Genomic DNA, 19,208 nt, shown 5'->3' with positions numbered 1-19,208 from the left:
TGGGCCGGGAACGGGCGACCGGGGTCGTCAGCAGGACGGGGGACGCCGGGTCGGCTCACCACTGAGGTCGGGCACTCGCACACTCACGGACCGCGGGCAGCGACATGGCTGCGGCGCGGCGGGGGCGGTGTCTCGGGACCTCAGTAGAGCAACGGCCTTCTCCTGTTCTGGCGGCTGACGGGAACCACGCTACGAAGGCGCGCAGGACCGTGCAACCGGTTTTCCCCCGACGGTCCCGCCGACCGGGCGCCGACGTGGGGATCCACCGATCGCCCACCGATCCGCAGGCCGCCCCGCCCCCCTGCCACCTGCCCTGCCGCCCGCCCCGGCGTTCCGTCGGGCGTTCCGTTCGGTGTTCCGTTGGGCGTTCCGTGCCGATCGCGTGCCGATCCGGTGACAGCCGCGCCCCGGACCGCTCCGGGGACCGGGACCGGTCCGCACCGCGTGGCAGACTCCTCCCCTGCCACAACCGCCACACCCGCGGGCCTCCGGGCCGCGCGGGGCCGTGGCGTGCATCCACAGGGGGAACTGAACACATGTCACCGATATCCCGGGCGACGCGCGCCGCGCTGGGCGCCTCCGTCGTCGCACTGACCGTGGTCGTCGCGACCGCGTGCGGCCCGGAGAACACCGACCCGGTCGCGGCGCCGACCGCCGCGGCCACCGCCGGAACCACCGACAAGCCGGGTGCGGCGCCGCTCAAGCTGCCCAGCGTCGACGAGCTGAAGAAGTGGAACTTCGACGACTGGGACAAGTGGGCCCAGCAGAACGTGATCACCCCGGCCGTCAAGGGCTACTGGGACCTGCAGAAGATCCTGAAGGCCAAGCCCTACAAGCCGGGCCCGGGCGGGCAGCCCACCGCGCAGCCGACGGCCGCCCAGCCCACCGGCGCGGCGCCCACCCAGCCGCCCGCGCAGCCCACGGCCCAGCCCAGCCGACCGGCCCAGCCGACCACGCAGCCCCCGGGGGACGGCGGCAACGACCCGCAGCCGAAGCTGATCGAGGAGAAGCCCGTCCCGCACCCGTTCGCGAAGCAGTACCACGTGAACGGCAAGCTGTTCTTCCAGAAGGGCAGCGAGGAGTACGTCTGCTCCGGCACCGTGGTCTCCGACCCGGCCAACCCCGGCCGGAGCAACCTGGTGTGGACGGCGAGCCACTGCCTGCACGGCGGCAAGGGCGGCAAGTACCACACCAACATCACCTTCGCCCCGGCGTTCAACAGCACCGGTGCGCTGAGCGGCGGCAAGCAGGGTTCGCTCGCGCAGGCCGAGCCGTACGGCGAGTGGGGCGCGGTCGCGGGCATGATCGCCCCGCAGTGGGCGGGCGAGGCGGACCCGGAGAACGGCGGCCCGTGGAGCCAGTACGACTTCGGCATCCTCCGGGTGGCCAACCCGGACGGCAGCGGCAGGTCCCTGGAGGAGGTCGTCGGCGGCTCGGTGCCGATCTGGTTCAACGCCCCGCGTGACCAGATCACCGCCGTGAGCAGCTACGGCTACCCGGCCGGCAAGCCCTTCGACGGCATGGAGCTGGAGCACTGCGACAGCGGGAAGCCGGCCCGCCGCTCGATGGACCCGGCCCGCCCGACGATGCTGATGATCGGCTGCAACGGCACCGGCGGCGACAGCGGCGGCGGCTGGTTCACCACCAAGGACGGCAAGCAGGTGCTGGTCTCGGACACCTCCATCGGCGGGTCCGACAACACCTGGGAGGCCGGCCCGTACCTGGACGACGTGGCCCAGCACGCGCTGGACTACTTCTCCAAGAAGAGCAAGTGACCTCGGGCACGTTCTGAGCCCGCCCCCGCCGGGGCCGCAGCACCTCCGCTGCGGCCCCGGCGGCGTTCCCGACGGTCCCGGACGGCAGTTCCACCGCACCCCTCGCACGCGTCCCCGGCCGGCGGTCCCCGGCCTCCCCCGCACACCGGTCCCCGCGGCCCGCCTAGAATCGGGTCCATCATGAGCGCCACACTCGTCGTCAAGGACCTCGCCGCCGGCCACGGCGAGCGCACCCTCTTCTCCGGCCTGGACCTGGTCGTCGCCCCCGGCGACGTGATCGGTCTGGTCGGCGTCAACGGGGCGGGGAAGTCGACCCTGCTCCGCCTGCTGGCCGGCCTGGACACCCCCGAGGGCGGCTCGCTGCGCCTCAGCCCGGCCTCCGCCAACATCGGCCACCTCCCCCAGGAACCGGAGCGCCGCCCGGGCGAGTCGGTCCGCGACTTCCTGGCCCGCCGGACCGGGGTCGCCGCCGCGCAGGCCGAGCTGGACGAGGCCACCCAGGGCCTGGTGGACGGCGTGGCGGGCGCCGACGACGCCTACGCGTCGAGCCTGGACCGCTGGCTGGAGCTGGGCGGCGCCGACCTGGAGGAGCGGGCCGAGGAGGTCGCCGACTCGCTCGGGCTGAAGGTCTCCCTCGACCTGCCGATGACCGCGCTCTCCGGCGGCCAGGCCGCCCGGGCCGGTCTCGCCTCGCTGCTGCTCTCCCGCTACGACGTCTTCCTGCTCGACGAGCCCACCAACGACCTCGACCTGGACGGCCTGGAGCGGCTGGAGTCCTTCGTCAAGGGTCTGCGCGCGGGCACCGTGCTGATCAGCCACGACCGCGAGTTCCTGGCCCGCACGGTGACCAAGGTGCTGGAGCTGGACCTGCACCAGCAGCAGGTCAACCTGTACGGCGGCGGCTACGACGCGTACCTGGAGGAGCGCGCGACGGCCCGTCGGCACGCCCGTGACGAGTACGAGGAGTACGCCGACACCAAGGCCGGTCTGGAGGCCCGGGCCCGGATGCAGCGCGGCTGGATGGAGCACGGCGTGCGCAACGCCCGCCGCAAGTCCTCCGACAACGACAAGATCGGCCGCGCGATGCGGACCGAGTCCACCGAGAAGCAGGCGTCCAAGGCGCGGCAGACCCAGCGGATGATCGAGCGGCTGGACGTGGTCGACGAGCCCCGCAAGGAGTGGGAGCTGCGGATGGAGATCGCCACCGCGCCGCGCTCCGGTTCCGTGGTCGCCACCCTGCGCGGGGCCACCGTCCGGCGCGGGGACTTCGTCCTCGGCCCGGTGGACCTCCAGATCGACTGGGCCGACCGGATCGCCATCACCGGCGCCAACGGCGCCGGCAAGTCCACCCTGCTGGCCGCACTGCTCGGACGCCTCGAACTCGACTCCGGCAGCGCCGCCCTGGGCTCCGGCGTGGTGGTCGGCGAGGTGGACCAGGCACGCGGGCTGTTCCTCGGCGGGGAGCCGCTGTCCGACGCGTTCGCCGCCGCCGTACCGGAGTTGTCGCCGGAGGAGGTGCGCACCCTGCTGGCCAAGTTCGGCCTGAAGGCGGTGCACGTGATGCGCCCCGCCGGCACCCTCTCCCCGGGTGAGCGGACCCGGGCCGCGCTCGCGCTGCTCCAGGCGCGCGGGGTGAACCTGCTGGTGCTGGACGAGCCCACCAACCACCTGGACCTGGCCGCCATCGAGCAGTTGGAGTCGGCGCTGGCCTCCTACACCGGCACGCTGCTGCTGGTCACGCACGACCGCCGGATGCTGGACACCGTCTCGGTGAACCGGCGGATAGAGGTCGGCGGGGGCCGCGTGCAGGAGAGCTGAGGCGCCCGGCCGTCCGGGCGCGAGCACCGGTCCGCGCGACCGGCCCGGGGACGTGGTCCGAACCTGACCCCTTCCCCGGCCGGTCGTCATGTGCTGTGCTGTCGCCCATGGTTGACAGCACTGTGGCAGCCGGGACGCCGTACCCGAGCGTCCCGCTCCGCCCGATGACGGTGCCCGCCCACGAGGCCGGGGCACGGAGCAGGTCCTTCCACGACGTGATGGCGCAGCGCCGGACCGTCCGCGACTACTCGACCCGTCCGATCCCGGACGACGTGGTCGAGTGGGCGATCCGTACCGCCAACACCGCGCCGAGCGGCGCGCACGTCCAGCCGTGGCGGTTCGTGGTGATCACCGACCCGGAGCGCAAGCGGCGGCTGCGCGAGGCCGCCGAGGCGGAGGAGCGCGAGTTCTACGCCCACCGGGCCTCCCCGGAGTGGCTGGCCGCACTGGCGCCGATCGGCACCGACTGGGAGAAGCCGTTCCTGGAGGACGCCCCGGCCGTGATCGTCGTCTTCGAGGTGCACAAGGGCCCCAACTCGCCACGCCCGTACTACACCAAGGAGTCGGTGGGGATCGCGGTCGGCCTGCTGCTCGCCTCGCTGCACCAGGCGGGCCTGGCCACCCTCACCCACACCCCGAGCCCGATGAAGTTCCTCAACGAGGTGTGCGAACGGCCCCTGGAGGAGCGGGCCGCCTACGTGATCCCGGTCGGTTACCCCGCCGAGGGGGCGCGCGTGCCGGATCTGCAGCGCAAGGAGCTCGACGAGGTGCTGGTGCGCCTCTGACGCGCCCCCGGGCGGTGCCGCCGCGCGGCGACGGCCGGTGGTGACAGGTACAGGACGTCGCCATAATCGCTGTCATGAGCCACGTCATGCCACAACCGTGCGGGGACGTGCCCAGGCCCGGGACTCCGCGCACCGCCCCCGGGGCGGTCACCCCCGGCCGGCCGCCGGAACTCCTGCGGCCGGCCGGGGGCATCACGCTGCACCGCCGGTCCCCCGCCCACGCACCCGCGCTCAACGCCGCAGTCCGGGCCAACCTGGAACACCTGCGGCCCTGGCTGGAGTGGGCCGCCGAGGCACCCACCCCCGCCCAGACCGCCGAACTCGCCGTGGCCGGCTCCGCGGCCTGGGACGCCGGCACCGACTTCATCTACCTGGTCGGCCTGGACGCCGAACCCGGGCGGGTGATCGGCTCGTTCGGCCTGCACGGGCGGATCGGCCCGGGCGCGCTGGAACTCGGCTACTGGCTCAGCGCCGACCACCTCGGGCGGGGCATCGCCACCACCGCGGCCGGGGCCGTGACGGAGGCGGCGCTCGCCCTGCCCGGCATCGGGCGGATCGAGATCCACTGCGACGAGGCCAACACCGCCAGCGCCGCCGTGCCGCGCAGGCTCGGCTACCGGCTCGACCGGGTCACCGGCGCCGCGCTGCGGGCACCGGGCGAGACCGGGCGGAAGATGGTCTGGGTCAAGGGGCACTGAGCGCGGCCGGGCGGGGCCGTCGCCGCCGGGCCGGGCGCGGCCACCGGGCGGGGCGGTGACCGCCGGCGACGGCCACCGCGCGCCGGGCACGCCGGGTGTGCCGGGCACGCCGGGCGGACCGCCGCACGGGGCGGTTCAGTACCGCCCGCCGGTCGGCGCCGGCAGCGCGTCCAGCTCGGCGAGGTCGGCCGCCGAGAGCACCAGCTCGGCCGCCGCCGCGTTGTCGACCAGGTAGCGCGGCGTCCTGGTGCCCGGGATCGGCAGCACGTACCGCCCCTGCGCCAGCACCCACGCCAGCGCCACCTGGGCGGGCGTCCCGCCGACCCGCTCCGCGACCGCCCCGACCCTCTCCACCAGCGCCAGGTTCGCCTTCAGGGCGTCCTGCTGGAAGCGCGGCAGCGAGCGGCGGAAGTCGTCCGCCGGCAGCTCGTCGAAGGACGAGATGCTGCCGGTCAGGAAGCCCCGGCCGAGCGGCGAGAACGGCAGGAAGGCGATGCCCTCCGCCTCGGTGTACGGCAGCACCTCGGCCAGCGCGTCCCGCGTCCAGAGCGACAGTTCGGACTGCACGGACGCCACGGGGTGCACCGCCTGCGCCCGCTTGATCTCCTCGACACCCACCTCGGAGAGCCCGATCCGGCGGGCCTTGCCGGCCTCGACCGCCTCGGCCAGCGCGCCCCAGGTCTCCTCGATCGGCACCTCCGGGTCCACCCGGTGCAGCTGGTACAGGTCGACGTGGTCGGTGCCGAGCCGGCGCAGGCTCGCGTCGATCGCCTGCCGGACGTGCTCGGGCCGGCCGTTGCGGACCACCCGCTCGGTGCCGCTGCCGGGCACCAGCCCCACCTTGGTCGCCAGCACCGCACGCTCCCGGTGGGGGCCGGCCAGAGCTGCGCCGACCACCTCCTCGTTGCTGTACGGGCCGTAGATGTCGGCCGTGTCGATCAGCGTGACGCCGAGGTCCAGGGCCTGCCGGATCACGCCGATCGAAGTCTCGTCGTCGCGGCTCTGCGGGTCGTAGGCCCAGGTCATCCCCATGCAACCGAGGCCGATCACTCCGATCTCGGGGCCCTCGCTGCCGAGCGTGGCGTTGCGCATGACGGTTCTCCTTCGTGGGTCAACGGCGGGTGGTTCGGCTCCCGGCGGCCCGGAAGCGGCACCGGGTGGCTCACCGGTGAACAGCCTGTCCCTTCGAGTGCGCTCTAGGTCAAGCCCGGCCGGCCACCGCGGCGTGCCGCACCCGGCCGTCCGCCAGCCACTCGCGGAACCCTCCCCGCAGCACCAGCTCCGCCAGCCGCCCGTACCCGCCCGCGCCCGGGTGCGCGCCGTCCCCCGCGAGGGCCTCCGCGACCCAGAGCGGATCCTCGGCCAGTGCGCGCGTCACGTCGACGAACGGCACTCCGCGGGCGCCGCAGAGTGCGGCGATCCCCCCGGACAGCTCCAGTTGCCGGGCCAGCCGCTCCTCGCCCCCGTCGGCCACCGGGGGCGGTCCCACCACGAGGGCCGCGAAACCGCGTTCGCGGGCACCGTCGAGGAGGTCGGCGACGTTCGCCAGGCACTGCTCCGGCTCGACCCGGGGGCGGCCGTCCTCGATCGTCGTGTCGTTGGCGCCCACCGACAGCACCAGCCGGTTGTCCGCCCCCGGCAGTGCGCGCACCCCCGTCTCGGTCCAGCAGCGGGCGAGCACGTCGGCCGAGGTGTTCCGCCGGACGCCCAGGTTGAACACGGTCACGTCGGCGGACCGGGCGCCCCCGCCCTCCTCCGCGCCGGCCCCGCCGCCCACCGCGCCGACCCCGCCCGCCGAACCGACCCCGCCCGCCGCGCTCCCGACCAGGTCGGCCCAGGTGGCCGCCGTCACCCGGCCCACCCAGCCACGGAACTCCGGGTCACCGACGCCCTGGGTGAAGGAGTCCCCGATGAAGCAGATGCGCAGATTCCTCGTCATGTCTCCGGTCATGCCGGAACCTTAAGGTCCACGTAAGCCCGGCTGCGACCTGCCTCCGATGCACCGGAGGTTCTTGACGTGCCCAGGAGGTCTAGTCCAGTTTGTTGGGCAGCACCGCGCAACTCCCCCACCGGACCACCTTCTCCACCGCCGCCCGTCGCGCCACCTCCCCCTCGCGCGACGGGCGGCGGCCCCGTCCCCGAGAGGCACCCCCATGCCACGCGCGCCCCACGACGCCCCCGCCCGACACCGCCGACCGTCCACCCGGACCAAACTCCTCGGTCTCGCCGGCGCCGTCGCCCTCGCCGCCGGCGGGCTCGCCACCATCGCCGGGAACGCCGGTGCGGCGGACGGGAACCTGCTCGGCAACGCCGGGTTCGAGAGCGGCACGCTCGGCCCGTGGAGCTGCTCCGGCACCACCGGCAGCGTGACCGGCTCCGGCGCCCACGGCGGCTCGTACGCGCTCCGGGGGGCCGCCGGGAGCAGCGACACCGCGCAGTGCGGCCAGACCGTCGCGGTGCAGCCCGGCACCAAGTACACGCTGAGCGCCTGGGTCCAGGGCCAGTACGTGTACCTCGGCGCGACCGGCAACGGCGTCACCGACCCCGCCGTCTGGACGCCCGGCGGGAGCGGCTGGCACCAGCTCTCCACCACCTTCACCACCGGGCCGGCCACCACCGGCGTCACCGTCTACCTGCACGGGTGGTACGGGCAGGGCGCCTACCTGGCCGACGACGTCACGCTCTCCGGGCCCGGCGGCACCCCCAGCACCCCGCCGCCCACCACCGCGCCGCCGACCACCGCACCGCCCACCAGCACCCCGCCGACCACGCCGAACCCGACCGGCCCGGCCACCCCGGCGCCGGGCGTGGCTCTCCCGGTGGCCCCGTACATCGACATGGGCGCCTGGCCCACGCCGTCGCTGCCCGCGATGGCCGCGGCCGGCAACCTCAAGTCCTTCACCATGGGCTTCGTCACCGGAGTCGGCTGCAGGGCCAGCTGGTTCAACGCCTACGACCCGCGCACCGGCTGGGCCAAGGAGCAGGTCGACGCGCTCCGCGCGGCCGGCGGCGACGTCAAGGTCTCCTTCGGCGGCGCCGGCGGCACCGAACTCGCCGCGGCCTGCACCACGGTGGACTCGCTGTTCGCCGAGTACGAGGCCGTGGTGAACGCCTACGGCCTGCGCCACGTCGACTTCGACATCGAGGGCGCCGCGATCGCCGACACCGCAGCCAACGAGCGCCGGTCCGCCGCACTGGCCCGGCTGCAGAAGGCCCACCCCGGGCTGAGGGTCTCGTTCACCCTGCCGGTGCTGCCCGAGGGTCTGACCTCCGAGGGCGTCGCCATCGTCCGCTCGGCCCGGGACGCCGGCGTGAACGTCGACGTCGTCAACATCATGGCGATGGACTACTACCGGGCCGGCACCGACTACGGCGACGCCGCCGTGCAGGCCGCGCAGTCGCTGTACGGACAGCTCAAGGTGCTGTACCCGGCGAAGAGCGACGCCCAGCTGTGGGCCACGGTCGGGGTCACGCCGATGATCGGGGAGAACGACGACCACCAGGTCTACGACCAGGCGGACGCCCGGCAGCTGGTCGCCTTCGCCCGGCAGCACCACCTCGGCATGCTGTCCTTCTGGGACGCCACCCGGGACGCGAACGCCTGCACCGGCGGCCTGTTCAAGTGCACCAACATCCCGCAGCAGCCGTACGAGTTCGCGAAGATCCTCGCGCCCTACGCCGGCTGACCCGCCGGCGCTCCGACGCGCACCCGGGTGCCGGTGGTTCCCCCTCCTCCGAGCGGGAACCACCGGCACCGGCACGTCCGGGGCCTCCCGCCCCCCTCCCGGGATATTCGATCGTGCGTTCCCGAGGCCTCCCGTTACAGTCCTCCCACGGCCCGGGAGCCGCACGGAGGCAGGCGCGCCGCTCCCTCACGGCGGACACGCCGGTTCGCCTCCGGCCGGGCCCGCCTCGCGGGACCACTCGGCAGCAGCACAGGGGGGACGGACATGGCGGTCCGGAGCGACGACGACACGACCACCGACGAGGTCTCCCCCGAGGAGCTGGCCGCGTTCAGCCGCACCCTCGGCCGCCTGCGGGCCCTGCCCACCGACCACCGGACCAGGCAGCACGCCGAGCGCCAGTTGGAGTCCTTCGTCCGCGAGAGCCGCAAACGCCGCCGCCAGGCCCTGCGCACCGAGGCCCGCGCCGCCGACGCCGAACTGCTCGCCGCCACCGCCACCGGCGCGCGCGACCGCCGCGAGGACACCGCGCTCACCCCGGGGCCCGACACGGGACCCGCCGGGAGGCCCACCGCCGGGTCCGTCGGCCGGCTCCGGGGCGGGCGCCGCTGCTACGTCTGCAAGCAGCACTACCGCGAGGTGGACGCCTTCTACCACATGCTCTGCCGCTCCTGCGCCGCCGACAACACCGCCCGCCGCGCCCTCTCCACCGATCTGCACGGCCGCCGTGCGCTGCTGACCGGCGGCCGGGTGAAGATCGGCCACCAGCTGGCGCTGATGATGCTGCGCGACGGCGCCCGGCTGGTGGTCACCAGCCGGTTCCCGCACGACACCGTGCGCCGCTTCCGCGCGGCGGAGGGCAGCGAGGAGTGGTGGGACCGGCTCACCGTGGTCGGCATCGACCTGCGCGACCCCCGCCAGGTCCTCGGCCTCACCGACCGGCTGCGCTCCGAGGGAGCCCCGTTGGACATCCTGGTCAACAACGCCGCGCAGACCCTGCGGCGCCCGCCGGAGTCGTACGCCCGGCTCGCCGCGGGCGAGCGGTCCGCACTGGCCGCCGCCGACGCCCGCGCCGTGGTGCACGCGCCCGGATTCCGGCCGATGCCCGCGCTCACCCCGGCCTGGCCGACCACCGGCCTCGCCCTCCCGGGCGGATCACCGGCCCCCGCCGTACTACCGGAGCGGGCCGACCCGACCGACGAGGCCGGGCTGCTGCCCGACCTCGCACCGGCCAACTCCTGGTCGGCCCGGCTCGGTTCGCTCGATCCGGCCGAGCTGCTGGAGACCCAGCTGGTGAACGCCCTCGCCCCGGCCCTGCTCTGCGACCGGCTGCTTCCGCTGCTGCTCGCCTCACCCCACCCGCGCCGCTACATCGTCAACGTCACGGCGGTCGAGGGCCGGTTCGCCGTCCGCAACAAGACCGGCGGGCACCCCCACACCAACATGGCCAAGGCCGCGCTCAACATGCTCACCCGCACCAGCGCCGAGGAACTCGCCGCCCGGGGCGTGCACATGTGCGCCGTCGACACCGGCTGGATCACCGACGAGAACCCGGCCCCGAAGAAGACCAGGCTCGCCGCCGACGGCTTCCGCACCCCGCTCGACATCGTCGACGGCGCCGCCCGCGTCTACGACCCGATCGTGCGCGGCGAGGCCGGCTCCCCGGTCTCGGGCACCTTCCTCAAGGACTACCGGGAGGCGACGTGGTGACACCGCCCTCCCCGGTCCCCCGTCCCCGGTCCTGCCCTCGTCGGAGGACCGCGGTGCCCGCGTCCAGGTCGACACCCGTCCGGGGCGGGGCGCCGGCCCGGTCGTCGTCACGCAGGACGAGCCGGGCCTGACGCTGCTCGGCCTGGACGCGCTTGCCCGCACTGAACAGGGCGTGCAGTTCCTCGAACGCCGTCATCCCCGGCACGACGGCGCCGCCGGACCTCGCAGGTCCGGCCGCACGGGGAGGTTCCGCCGCAGCTACCGGTAGCCGGTGGTGTCGGCCGGAAGGCCGGGGTCCTGGACCTCCACCATGTACCGCCAGGCGTCGGGACGGCTGCCGTCGAGATCGGTGAAGCCGTAGACCCGGGCCAGCCCGCCGCTGCTGAGCGACCGGCCGTTCCACCGGGACACCTCGGGGTCCGCGGCCAGCGCCGCGACCGCGCGGCCCACGTACGACGTCGTCTCGGAGATGGCGAAGTGCGGGATGCGCCCGGTCGCGTCACGCCAGTTCGCCTCGGTCACGCCGAAGGTGTCGAGCATCATCTCGGAGCGCATCCAGCCCGGCGTGAGGGCCACCGCCGTCGCCCCGCGCGGGCCGAGCTCGTGACCGAGCGCGAACGCCATCCGCAGCACCGCGGACTTGGCGATGTCGTAGAAGAACGACACCCGGTACCGGTCGGCGTTGTACTCGGCCGTGCCGTCGGTCATCTCGACCACCAGCCCGCCGGGCGTGCGCAGCAGGAGCGGCAGCGCGTGGTGGCTGGTGATCGCGTGGGTGTCGACGGCGAGCCGGAGCAGCCGCAGGCCCTTGTCCAGGTCGTGCTCCCAGACCGTGCTGTCCCACTCGAAGAGCAGCTCGCCGCCCCAGACGTCGTTGACCAGGACGTCCAGCCGGCCGCCCTGGTCGGTGTCGATCCGCCTCACCAGGGCCTCGACCTGGGCGGACTCCAGGTGGTCGCAGACCACGGGGATGCCCGTGCCGCCCGCGGCCGTGACCAGTCCGGCGGTCTCCTCGACGGTCTCCGGCCGGTCGTACTCCGAGCGCTTCCCCTTGGTGCTGCGCCCCGTCACGTAAACGGTCGCCCCCTGTGCACCCAGCTCGACGGCGATCCCCCGGCCTGCGCCTCGGGTCGCTCCGGCGACCAGGGCCACCTTGTTCTCCAGTGTCCTCGGCATGCGCCGGAGCCTACGCCGGAGGTCCCGCGCTGCGGCGTCGCCGGGGCCGCACCCGGCGTGGCGGCGAGGGCGGCACGGCGGGCGCGGGCTCGGGCACGGGCGCGGGCTCGGGGGCGGGCGCGGGCACGGGCGCGCCGGGCAGCCGCTACCCGACCGGTTCCGGTGCGGCCTCCTCGACCTCCAGGCCGTAGGCGACGACGGCCTGACGCAGTCCGCCCGGGTACCCGGCGAGGGCGGGGGTGAAGTCCCAGTTCCCGTCGGTGTCGCGGTCGAACCGGCCGAGCCGCATCGCGGTGTTGGTCCCGGCCCCGTCGGCCAGGTGTGCCACGGCCGCGGGCTGGTCGGCGCCGGCTTCGAGGATCAGGGCCGGACCGGCGAACCCGGCCATGGTCGCCGCCGGGTGGTTCTCGGTGTCGGCCGCGGCGATGATCACGAGCCGGTCGGCCTCGGCGGGCAGCGCGTCGAAGTCGACCATCAGGCAGGCGTTCGCGTCGTCGTAGCCGGTGACCAGCCGGACCGAACCGTCGGGCGTGGAACCGTTGTTGTAGAACACCAGGTGCTCGTCCGACATCGCCCTGTTCCCCTGGCAGACCAGGGCGGCGATGTCGTACTCGTCCTCGCCGGTCCAGTGCAGGAGGAGTCGGGCCGGCTCGGCGGCGACCTCGATCCCGGGCAGTCCCTCGCCGTCGGCCTCCGGGCCGTCGACGTCCGCCTCGGCGACCGTGAACACCTCGTGGAAGCCGTGGTGCTTGAGCAGCCCGACCAGCTCGGCACCGTTGATCAGGGTGATCGGCTTGCCCCCGACGAACTGGTGCGAGCTGGGACCGAACTTGCTGGTCGTGACGAGCACGGCCTTCGTCGCGGCCCGGTCGTGCTGGAGCGTGCCGTAGAGGTCCCGCACCGCCGACGGTGTCACCGTGTCCCGGTACCGCTTCACCTGCACGATGACGTTCCCGCCGCGGAAGGGGTCCGTGTCGATCCCGCGCACGTCCACCCCGCCGTCCCTCGACCGGGCCGTGAGCTCGACCTTCATGCCCATCGCCTCCATCAGGCGGGCGACGAGCTGCTCGAACTCGACCGGGTCCATCGCCAGCAGGAGCTGGAGCTCGCGCACCCGCTTCGCCATCCGGCCGCGGTTCGCGTTGGTGTCGTCACGGAGGTGACGGAACAGCATCCGCTGGGCGCGACGCTCGGTGGTGTCGGGGTTGCTGACGCGGTGGAGCTTCCGGCTCCGGGACATAGGTGCTCCCTTGACGGTGACGTGCGGTGTGCTGCTGGCACGCGCAACCGTAGGGGATTTTTCGACACTCCGTCAGTTTTGTCTCACAGATGATGATTTCAGATTGGACACGACGCGTCCCCGCCCTCCGGAGCGGGCCCCGAACCGCCCCGGGGGCCGCCCCGGATCCGGGCCGGGACTCGAACCGGCCCCGAACCGCCTAGGCTGCGCGGCATGACGACGACCAATCGCGCCTTCGTCGTGGTGACGACGACCCACGACGACGAGGCGAAGGCCCGGACCCTGGCGGCGGACGTGGTGCGGGCCCGCCTCGCGGCGTGCGCGCAGGTGTACCCGATCCGGTCGGTGTACTGGTGGGAGGGCGAGGTGCAGGAGGGTGCCGAGTGGCGGATCGACTTCAAGACCCGGGCGGCACTGGCGGGTCCGCTCGCCCGCTTCGTCGAGGAGGAGCACGAGTACGACACCCCTGAGGTCGTCGGCGTTCCGGTGGTGACCGGAAGCGCCGCGTACCTGGACTGGGTGAACGCCGAGACCGCGGACCGATAGGGCGGCGAGCGCGCACAGGGAACCGGCGAGCCGAACCGCCGGCCCGGCGGCCCGGCGACGGCGCCGGGTCACGCCGCCGGGCCACGCCGCCGGATCACGCCGCCGGATCACGTGCCGGGTCACGCCACCCGGGCCGCGTCCCGGACGCCGCGCGTGACGCGCTCGGCGATCGCCGCGACCAGGCCGCGCGGCCGGCGGGGCGCCAGGTGGGCACCCGCGAAGTTGCTCAGACCCGGCGTGACGTAGGAGCGGTCGGCGTCGAGGGCGCGCAGGCCGGCCCGGACCACCGCCCCGGGAGAGTCGAACCTGCCCGTGACGGCGGCCTTCCGGGTGCCGATGACCTCGAAGAACGCGGTCTCCACCGGCCCCGGGCAGAGGGCGAGGACCCGGATGCCCCGCCGGCGGTACTCCTGGCGGAGCGCGAGGCTGAAGTTGAGCACGAAGGTCTTGGACGCACCGTAGACGGCGAAGTACGGCGTCGGCTGGTAGGCGGCGGTGGAGGCCACGTTGACCACCGAGCCCCGCCCCCGGGCGAGCATGCCGGGCAGCAGCTCATGGGTGAGGTCGACGAGCGAGACGACGTTCACCATCAGCTGGTCGTGGTCGCGCGACCCGTCGATCTCCTCGAACCGGCCGCAGGTGCCGAAGCCCGCGTTGTTGACCAGCAGGTCCACGGTCAGGCCCCGGTCGGCCAGTTCGGCGCCGACGCGGCGGGCGGCATCCGGCGCCGAGAGGTCCTGGACGAGGACGTGGGCGGTGATCCCGTGGGCCTTTCCGAGCCGCTCGGCGAGGGCTTCGAGGCGGTCGGCGGAGCGGGCCACCAGGACGAGGTCGTGACCGCGCGCGGCGAGCTGGGCCGCGAACTCCGCACCGAGGCCGGAGGACGCGCCGGTGATCAAAGCGGTGGTGCGCACAGTGGTGCTCCTTCTCCCTTGGACAGCGCGGAGCCGGGGCGACGCCCGCTATCTGTAACACCACAGTATCGAATCAAGAGTTATCCGCAACATATGTGTGTCACTTATTTGGCAAGCCTCTCCCCGGCTGTACCGTTTCCGGGGACGACCCCACTGGAGGCAACAGATGAGCAAGACGGCCGGCCGCCCCCTGCGGGCCGACGCCGAGCGCAGCGTCCGAGCGATCCTGGCCGCTGCCGAGCGCGTCCTGGCCGTCAACCCCGGCGCGTCCATGGAACAGATCGCGGAGGCCGCCGGGGTCACCCGGACCACCGTCCACCGGCGGTTCGCCAACCGGCAGGCACTGGTCGACGCCCTGGCCGCCGAGGCGGCGGCGAAGCTCGCGGAGGCCATCGAGGACGGGCACCCCGAGACCGCGCCGCCGCTCGTCGCACTGCACCGCGCCACCGCCAACGTGCTGCGGGTCAAGGGCGCCTGGGGCTTCGCCCTCGGAACGGCGGCCACCGAGAGCGACCGGGCCCTGCGGACGCACGACGAGATCGCCCGCCGCTGCGTCGAACTGCTCGGCCGGCTCAGGGCCCAGGGCCTGATCGCCCCGGACGCCGACCTGGAATGGGTCCGCCGCGTCTTCTACGCCCTCATCGGCGAAGCGCTCCACGGCGAGCACGCCACCGGCCCGGACCCCGCCCCGGACCCGGACCCGGACCCCGACGTGCTCGCGGCCAGGATCGTCGACACCCTGCTCCACGGCGTCGGCCCGCGCACCGCCCCCCGACCCGCCCCCTGACACGCCCTCCGACACGCCCTCCGACGTGCCGGACGGGGAACGCACCGATCAGGCGGCGATCCGGAGCCCCCAACTGCCCTTTATCGCACGATAATCATCTATCTCCCTCGATCGAGGGAACAATCTCTCTTGTCCACATTTTCGCGGCCAGATGGGGGAACATCAGCACGTCCGCGCCCGAACGACCCCGGTCGGGCGGCAGCACACCGGCCCCTGGATCAGCCCGTGACTACCTCCGCCCCCGTGTGGGACTGCCCCTTCAACCACACCGACGGCCTGGAGTTCGACCCGCTCCTCAAGCGCCTGCTCACCGAGGAACCGATCGCCAGGATCCGCCTCCCGCACGGCGAGGGCGAGGCATGGCTGGCCACCCGCTACGAGGACGTCCGCGTCGTGACGACCGACCGCCGGTTCAGTCGCGCCGCCGGCATCGGACGCGACCTGCCCCGGATGACGCCCGCCCCGATCGCCCAGGTCGAGTCGATCAACCTGATGGACCCGCCGGCCCACAACCGGCTCCGCCGCCTGGTCGCCAAGGGCTTCACCAACCGCCAGGTCGAGCGGATGCGCGCCCACACCCAGGGCGTCGTGGACGGCTACCTGGACGGGATGGAGGAGCACGGCGCCCCCGCCGACCTGGTCCACCACCTCTCCAGCCGGCTCCCGCTCACCACCATCTGCGAGCTGCTCGACATCCCCGAGCAGGACCGCGCCGAACTCCGCGGCCACGCCGTCGCGATGATGACGATGGGTCCCGGCAGCGGCGCCGGGCAGGTCAACGCCAAAGCCGCCCTGCGCGCCTACTTCGCCGAGCTCACGAGCGCGCGGCGGCGCTCGCCCGGCGAGGACCTCATCAGCGCGCTGGCCACCGCACGGGACGGCGCCGAGCTGCTGGACGACGACGAACTCGCCGTCATGGCCATGGTCCTGCTGGTCACCGGTCACGACACCAGCACCTACCAGCTCTCCAACATCACCTACACCCTCCTCACCCACCCCGAGCAGCTCGCCAAGCTGCGCGCCCAGCCCGAGATGCTGCCGCGCGCCCTGGAGGAACTGCTCCGCTTCATCCCGTTCCGGCAGGGCGTCGGCATCGCCCGGGTCGCCACCGAGGACGTCGAGCTGGGCGGCGTGCTGATCCGCGCCGGCGAGCCGGTGCACGTCTCCTACCTGGCCGCCAACCGGGACCCGGCGATGTTCGAGCGACCCGACGAGCTGGACCTCGACCGCGGCACCGCCAACCACATGACCTTCGGCTACGGCACCCACCACTGCCTCGGCGCCCACCTCGCCCGGATGGAACTCCAGGTCGCCATCGGCACCCTGCTGCGGCGCTTCCCCGGCCTGCGGCTCGCCGTCCCGCCCGCCGAACTCGACTGGCAGACCGGCTCGATCTGGCGCTACCCGCAGACCCTCCCGATCGCCTGGTGACCGCCTCCCCGCCGCACCGCCCCCGCAGCCGCCCCGGCGGCACCGCGCCGACCCGCCCGCGCGGCGGCGCCCGCCCCACGCATCCGTAGGCCACCGCCCGCGCCGACCCACCGCCCCGCCCGGGCCACCAGGGGAGTCCACCCATGGCAACACTCTGCCGACCCGCCATCGCCGTGCCCGAGCACGTCATCACCCTCGACGAGACCCTCGACCTGGCCCGCACCCTGCACGCCGACCACCCCCAACTCGGACTCGCCCTGCGGCTGATCGAGAACACGGGGGTGCGGACCAGGCACCTCGTCCAGCCCATCGGGAAGACCCTGGCCCACCCGGGCTTCACGGTGCGCAACACCGTCTACGAGCGCGAGGCCAAGCGCCGAGTCCCCGAGGTGGTCGAGCGCGCGCTCGGCCACGCCGAACTCGGCGCCCGGGACATCGACCTGATCCTCTACGTCTCCTGCACCGGCTTCATGATGCCCTCGCTGACCGCGTGGCTGATCAACACCATGGGCTTCCGCTCCGACACCCGTCAGCTGCCGATCGCCCAACTCGGCTGTGCGGCCGGCGGCGCCGCCGTCAACCGGGCGCACGACTTCTGCCGCGCCTACCCCGGCGCCAACGTGCTGATCGTGGCCTGCGAGTTCTGCTCGCTCTGCTACCAGCCCACCGACATCGGCGTCGGCTCGCTGCTCTCCAACGGCCTGTTCGGCGACGCGATCGCCGCCGCCGTGCTGCGCGGGCGCGGCGGCGCCGGCATCCACCTGGAGCGGAACGGCTCGCACCTCGTCCCGGACACCGAGGACTGGATCTCCTACGGGGTCAAGGACACCGGCTTCCACTTCCAGCTCGACAAGCGCGTCCCCGGCACCATGGAGATGCTCGCCCCCGCCCTGCGGGCACTCGCTACCGACCACGCCTGGGACGTCTCCGGCCTCGGCTTCTACATCGTCCACGCCGGCGGCCCGCGCATCCTCGACGACCTCTGCCACTTCCTCAACCTGGAGCCGGCCGCCTTCCGGTTCTCCCGCGCGACCCTCACCGAGCGCGGCAACATCGCCAGCGCCGTCGTCTTCGACGCACTGGCCCGGCTCTTCGACGAGGGCGAGGTCACCGAAGGCACCCAGGGACTGATCGCCGGATTCGGCCCCGGCATCACCGCCGAGATCTCCCTGGGCAGTTGGGTCGGCGCACCGCTGGAGGCCGTGGTCCCGCGCCGGCCGCGCGCGATCGACACCGCCGAGCTGACGCTGACTCACCCTACGGCCCCCCTGCTGCGCCCGGCCGGGACTACGATCACCGAATGACCGATACCACGGACCGTACGGGCGCCGCCGCCAGAGCCGACCGGACCGCCCGGATCCCCCGCAGCGCCGCCACCGACCGGGCCGCCGCGGCCGACCGGGTGGCCGGCACCGGCCCGGCCACCACCGCCGGCCGGGCGGCCGAGCTGGCCACCCTCTTCCCCGCGCTGCACGCGCCGCAGTACTGGACCTGGGGCCGCTACGACGCCCAGTTCTCCACGACCCTGCCGCCGGACGAGCTGGTCACCAACATCCACCTGGTGGGCTTCACCGGCGACGGCCTGGTGGTGCTCTGCCGCGACGAGCGCGACCACTGGTTCCTGCCCGGCGGCACCCGCGAGGACCGCGAGTCCGTCGAGTCCTGCCTGGTGCGCGAACTCCGCGAGGAGGCCGGCGCCCGGCTGCTCGGCGAGCCGGTCTGGCTGGGCGCGCACCGCTGCGTCACCGAGGACACCGAGCCGTACCGGCCGTGGCAGCCGCACCCCGAGAAGGCCTGGCTCTGGGGCTGGGGAGAGGTCGCGGTGGACTCCGACCCGACCAATCCGGACGACGGCGAGCAGGTCGTCGAGGTCCGGGCGGTGGAGCCGGCCGAGGCGCAGCGGCTGCTGCTGGACGGCCACGAGGCGTGGTGGGGCGAGCTGATCGGGTTGGCGGTGGAGCTGCGGGAGCGCCCCTCCGCCGGCTGAGGGCCCGCACGCTCCGGAGGTCTGCGCCCGGGGTGTTCCCGCACGTCCTGAAGATCACCGGAATGGCTCAACAGCGGACCGTGGTGTCCGACCGGCGGTGGTATGACTCGAAGGGACTCGGGCCTGCACCGACGGGAGCGTCATGGACAACTACCCGCTGCTCAACATCTTCTGGACGATGCTGGAGCTGTTCCTCTGGATCCTCTGGTTCTTCCTGCTGTTCAAGATCATCACGGACATCTTCCGCAGCCACGACATCGGCGGCTGGGCCAAGGCCGGCTGGCTGCTCCTGGTGATCCTGCTGCCACTGATCGGCGTGCTGGTCTACGTCATCGCCCGCGGCAGGAGCATGGGCGAGCGCGACGTCGCCCAGGCCCGGCAGTCCGAGGCCGCGTTCAAGCAGTACATCCGGGAGGCGGCCGGCAGCACTCCGGCGGGCGAGGCCGGGTCCGGAGGCGGGACCGGGGCGACCGGCTCACGCAGTCACGTCGACGACCTCGCCAAGCTCGCCGAGCTCAAGGCCGGCGGGGCGATCTCCGAGGAGGACTACCAGCGGGCCAAGGAGAAGCTCCTGGTGTGACCGGGCCCGCCCGCCCACCCGCCGGCCGACGGACCGCCGGGCGGCGGGTGGGCCCGCGGGCGCGGGAGCTCCCCGGCC

The 19,208-nt window shown here is 73.8% G+C and carries 18 protein-coding genes; 12 read left to right on the top strand and 6 right to left on the bottom strand.

Translation table 11 applies throughout. The features are described from left to right. Positions 1–536 precede the first annotated feature (536 nt). The 4 genes from ABZY91_RS12215 to ABZY91_RS12200 all read left to right on the top strand — a co-directional run bounded on the left by ABZY91_RS12215 (position 537) and on the right by ABZY91_RS12200 (position 5,076). Positions 537–1,775, top strand: coding sequence for a hypothetical protein (locus tag ABZY91_RS12215; RefSeq protein WP_355401812.1), 1,239 nt, complete (start codon positions 537–539; stop codon positions 1,773–1,775). 180 nt (positions 1,776–1,955) lie between these two features. After that, positions 1,956–3,593 carry an ABC-F family ATP-binding cassette domain-containing protein gene (locus ABZY91_RS12210; RefSeq protein ID WP_355401810.1) on the top strand — a complete coding sequence of 546 codons (1,638 nt, stop codon included), beginning with the start codon at positions 1,956–1,958 and terminating at the stop codon, positions 3,591–3,593. Between the two features lie 107 nt (positions 3,594–3,700). After that, positions 3,701–4,378 (top strand): nitroreductase family protein, encoded by a 678-nt coding sequence (locus ABZY91_RS12205; protein ID WP_329879382.1) that lies wholly within the window; start codon positions 3,701–3,703, stop codon positions 4,376–4,378. Between the two features lie 74 nt (positions 4,379–4,452). Then, positions 4,453–5,076: a GNAT family N-acetyltransferase gene (locus tag ABZY91_RS12200; protein ID WP_329879383.1), complete on the top strand. Its 624-nt coding sequence runs from the start codon at positions 4,453–4,455 to the stop codon at positions 5,074–5,076. 135 nt (positions 5,077–5,211) lie between these two features. Here ABZY91_RS12200 and ABZY91_RS12195 read toward each other — a convergent pair whose 3' ends face one another. Together ABZY91_RS12195 and ABZY91_RS12190 are read right to left on the bottom strand one after the other, a co-directional pair. Then, positions 5,212–6,168, bottom strand: a complete 957-nt coding sequence (locus ABZY91_RS12195; protein ID WP_355401807.1) for an aldo/keto reductase — start codon at positions 6,166–6,168, stop codon at positions 5,212–5,214. 109 nt (positions 6,169–6,277) lie between these two features. After that, positions 6,278–7,027, bottom strand: coding sequence for a GDSL-type esterase/lipase family protein (locus ABZY91_RS12190; RefSeq protein WP_355401805.1), 750 nt, complete (start codon positions 7,025–7,027; stop codon positions 6,278–6,280). A gap of 202 nt (positions 7,028–7,229) precedes the next feature. On the opposite strand from ABZY91_RS12190, the gene ABZY91_RS12185 reads away from it, so the two are divergent. Both ABZY91_RS12185 and ABZY91_RS12180 read left to right on the top strand, forming a co-directional pair. Then, a complete protein-coding gene (locus tag ABZY91_RS12185) occupies positions 7,230–8,762 on the top strand; it encodes a carbohydrate binding domain-containing protein (RefSeq protein WP_355401803.1) in 1,533 nt (510 codons plus the stop codon). A gap of 264 nt (positions 8,763–9,026) precedes the next feature. Then, entirely contained in the window at positions 9,027–10,469 is a 1,443-nt protein-coding gene (locus ABZY91_RS12180; protein ID WP_355401801.1) for an SDR family NAD(P)-dependent oxidoreductase, read from the top strand. On the opposite strand, the gene ABZY91_RS12175 is transcribed toward ABZY91_RS12180, so the two are convergent. The 3 genes from ABZY91_RS12175 to ABZY91_RS12165 form a co-directional block, all read right to left on the bottom strand. Then, positions 10,441–10,665, bottom strand: coding sequence for a DUF6191 domain-containing protein (locus ABZY91_RS12175; protein WP_355401799.1), 225 nt, complete (start codon positions 10,663–10,665; stop codon positions 10,441–10,443). The two genes, ABZY91_RS12180 and ABZY91_RS12175, sit on opposite strands and share 29 nt — an antisense overlap. Before the next feature lie 62 nt (positions 10,666–10,727). Next, entirely contained in the window at positions 10,728–11,645 is a 918-nt protein-coding gene (locus ABZY91_RS12170) for an SDR family oxidoreductase (protein ID WP_355401797.1), read from the bottom strand. Between the two features lie 145 nt (positions 11,646–11,790). Continuing rightward, the gene (locus ABZY91_RS12165) at positions 11,791–12,885 is read right to left on the bottom strand and encodes a restriction endonuclease (RefSeq protein ID WP_329948100.1); all 1,095 of its coding nucleotides are present in this window, start codon (positions 12,883–12,885) and stop codon (positions 11,791–11,793) included. Positions 12,886–13,098: 213 nt separating this feature from the next. Here ABZY91_RS12165 and cutA point away from each other — a divergent pair, with 213 nt between their 5' ends. Then, entirely contained in the window at positions 13,099–13,431 is a 333-nt protein-coding gene (cutA, locus tag ABZY91_RS12160) for a divalent-cation tolerance protein CutA (protein ID WP_355401795.1), read from the top strand. A gap of 119 nt (positions 13,432–13,550) precedes the next feature. Here the strand turns inward: cutA and ABZY91_RS12155 are convergent, their stop codons facing one another. After that, a complete protein-coding gene (locus tag ABZY91_RS12155; RefSeq protein ID WP_355401794.1) occupies positions 13,551–14,345 on the bottom strand; it encodes an SDR family oxidoreductase in 795 nt (264 codons plus the stop codon). 166 nt (positions 14,346–14,511) lie between these two features. On the opposite strand from ABZY91_RS12155, the gene ABZY91_RS12150 reads away from it, so the two are divergent. The 5 genes from ABZY91_RS12150 to ABZY91_RS12130 all read left to right on the top strand — a co-directional run bounded on the left by ABZY91_RS12150 (position 14,512) and on the right by ABZY91_RS12130 (position 19,130). After that, positions 14,512–15,132, top strand: coding sequence for a helix-turn-helix domain-containing protein (locus ABZY91_RS12150; protein WP_355401792.1), 621 nt, complete (start codon positions 14,512–14,514; stop codon positions 15,130–15,132). Positions 15,133–15,357: 225 nt separating this feature from the next. After that, positions 15,358–16,563 carry a cytochrome P450 gene (locus ABZY91_RS12145; RefSeq protein ID WP_329948104.1) on the top strand — a complete coding sequence of 402 codons (1,206 nt, stop codon included), beginning with the start codon at positions 15,358–15,360 and terminating at the stop codon, positions 16,561–16,563. A 143-nt stretch (positions 16,564–16,706) separates the two neighbouring features. Next, positions 16,707–17,867: a type III polyketide synthase gene (locus ABZY91_RS12140; protein ID WP_355401790.1), complete on the top strand. Its 1,161-nt coding sequence runs from the start codon at positions 16,707–16,709 to the stop codon at positions 17,865–17,867. Beyond that, positions 17,864–18,550: an NUDIX hydrolase gene (locus tag ABZY91_RS12135; protein ID WP_355401788.1), complete on the top strand. Its 687-nt coding sequence runs from the start codon at positions 17,864–17,866 to the stop codon at positions 18,548–18,550. The genes ABZY91_RS12140 and ABZY91_RS12135 overlap by 4 nt, the downstream gene beginning before the upstream one ends. A 142-nt stretch (positions 18,551–18,692) precedes the next feature. Continuing rightward, on the top strand, positions 18,693–19,130 hold the full coding sequence (locus tag ABZY91_RS12130; RefSeq protein ID WP_329879397.1) for an SHOCT domain-containing protein: 438 nt from the start codon (positions 18,693–18,695) through the stop codon (positions 19,128–19,130). The last annotated feature ends 78 nt before the right edge of the window (positions 19,131–19,208 follow it).

The organism is Kitasatospora sp. NPDC002965, assembly GCF_040611255.1.
Taxonomy (GTDB): domain Bacteria; phylum Actinomycetota; class Actinomycetes; order Streptomycetales; family Streptomycetaceae; genus Kitasatospora.
This window is presented reverse-complemented; position numbering and strand designations above follow the sequence as displayed.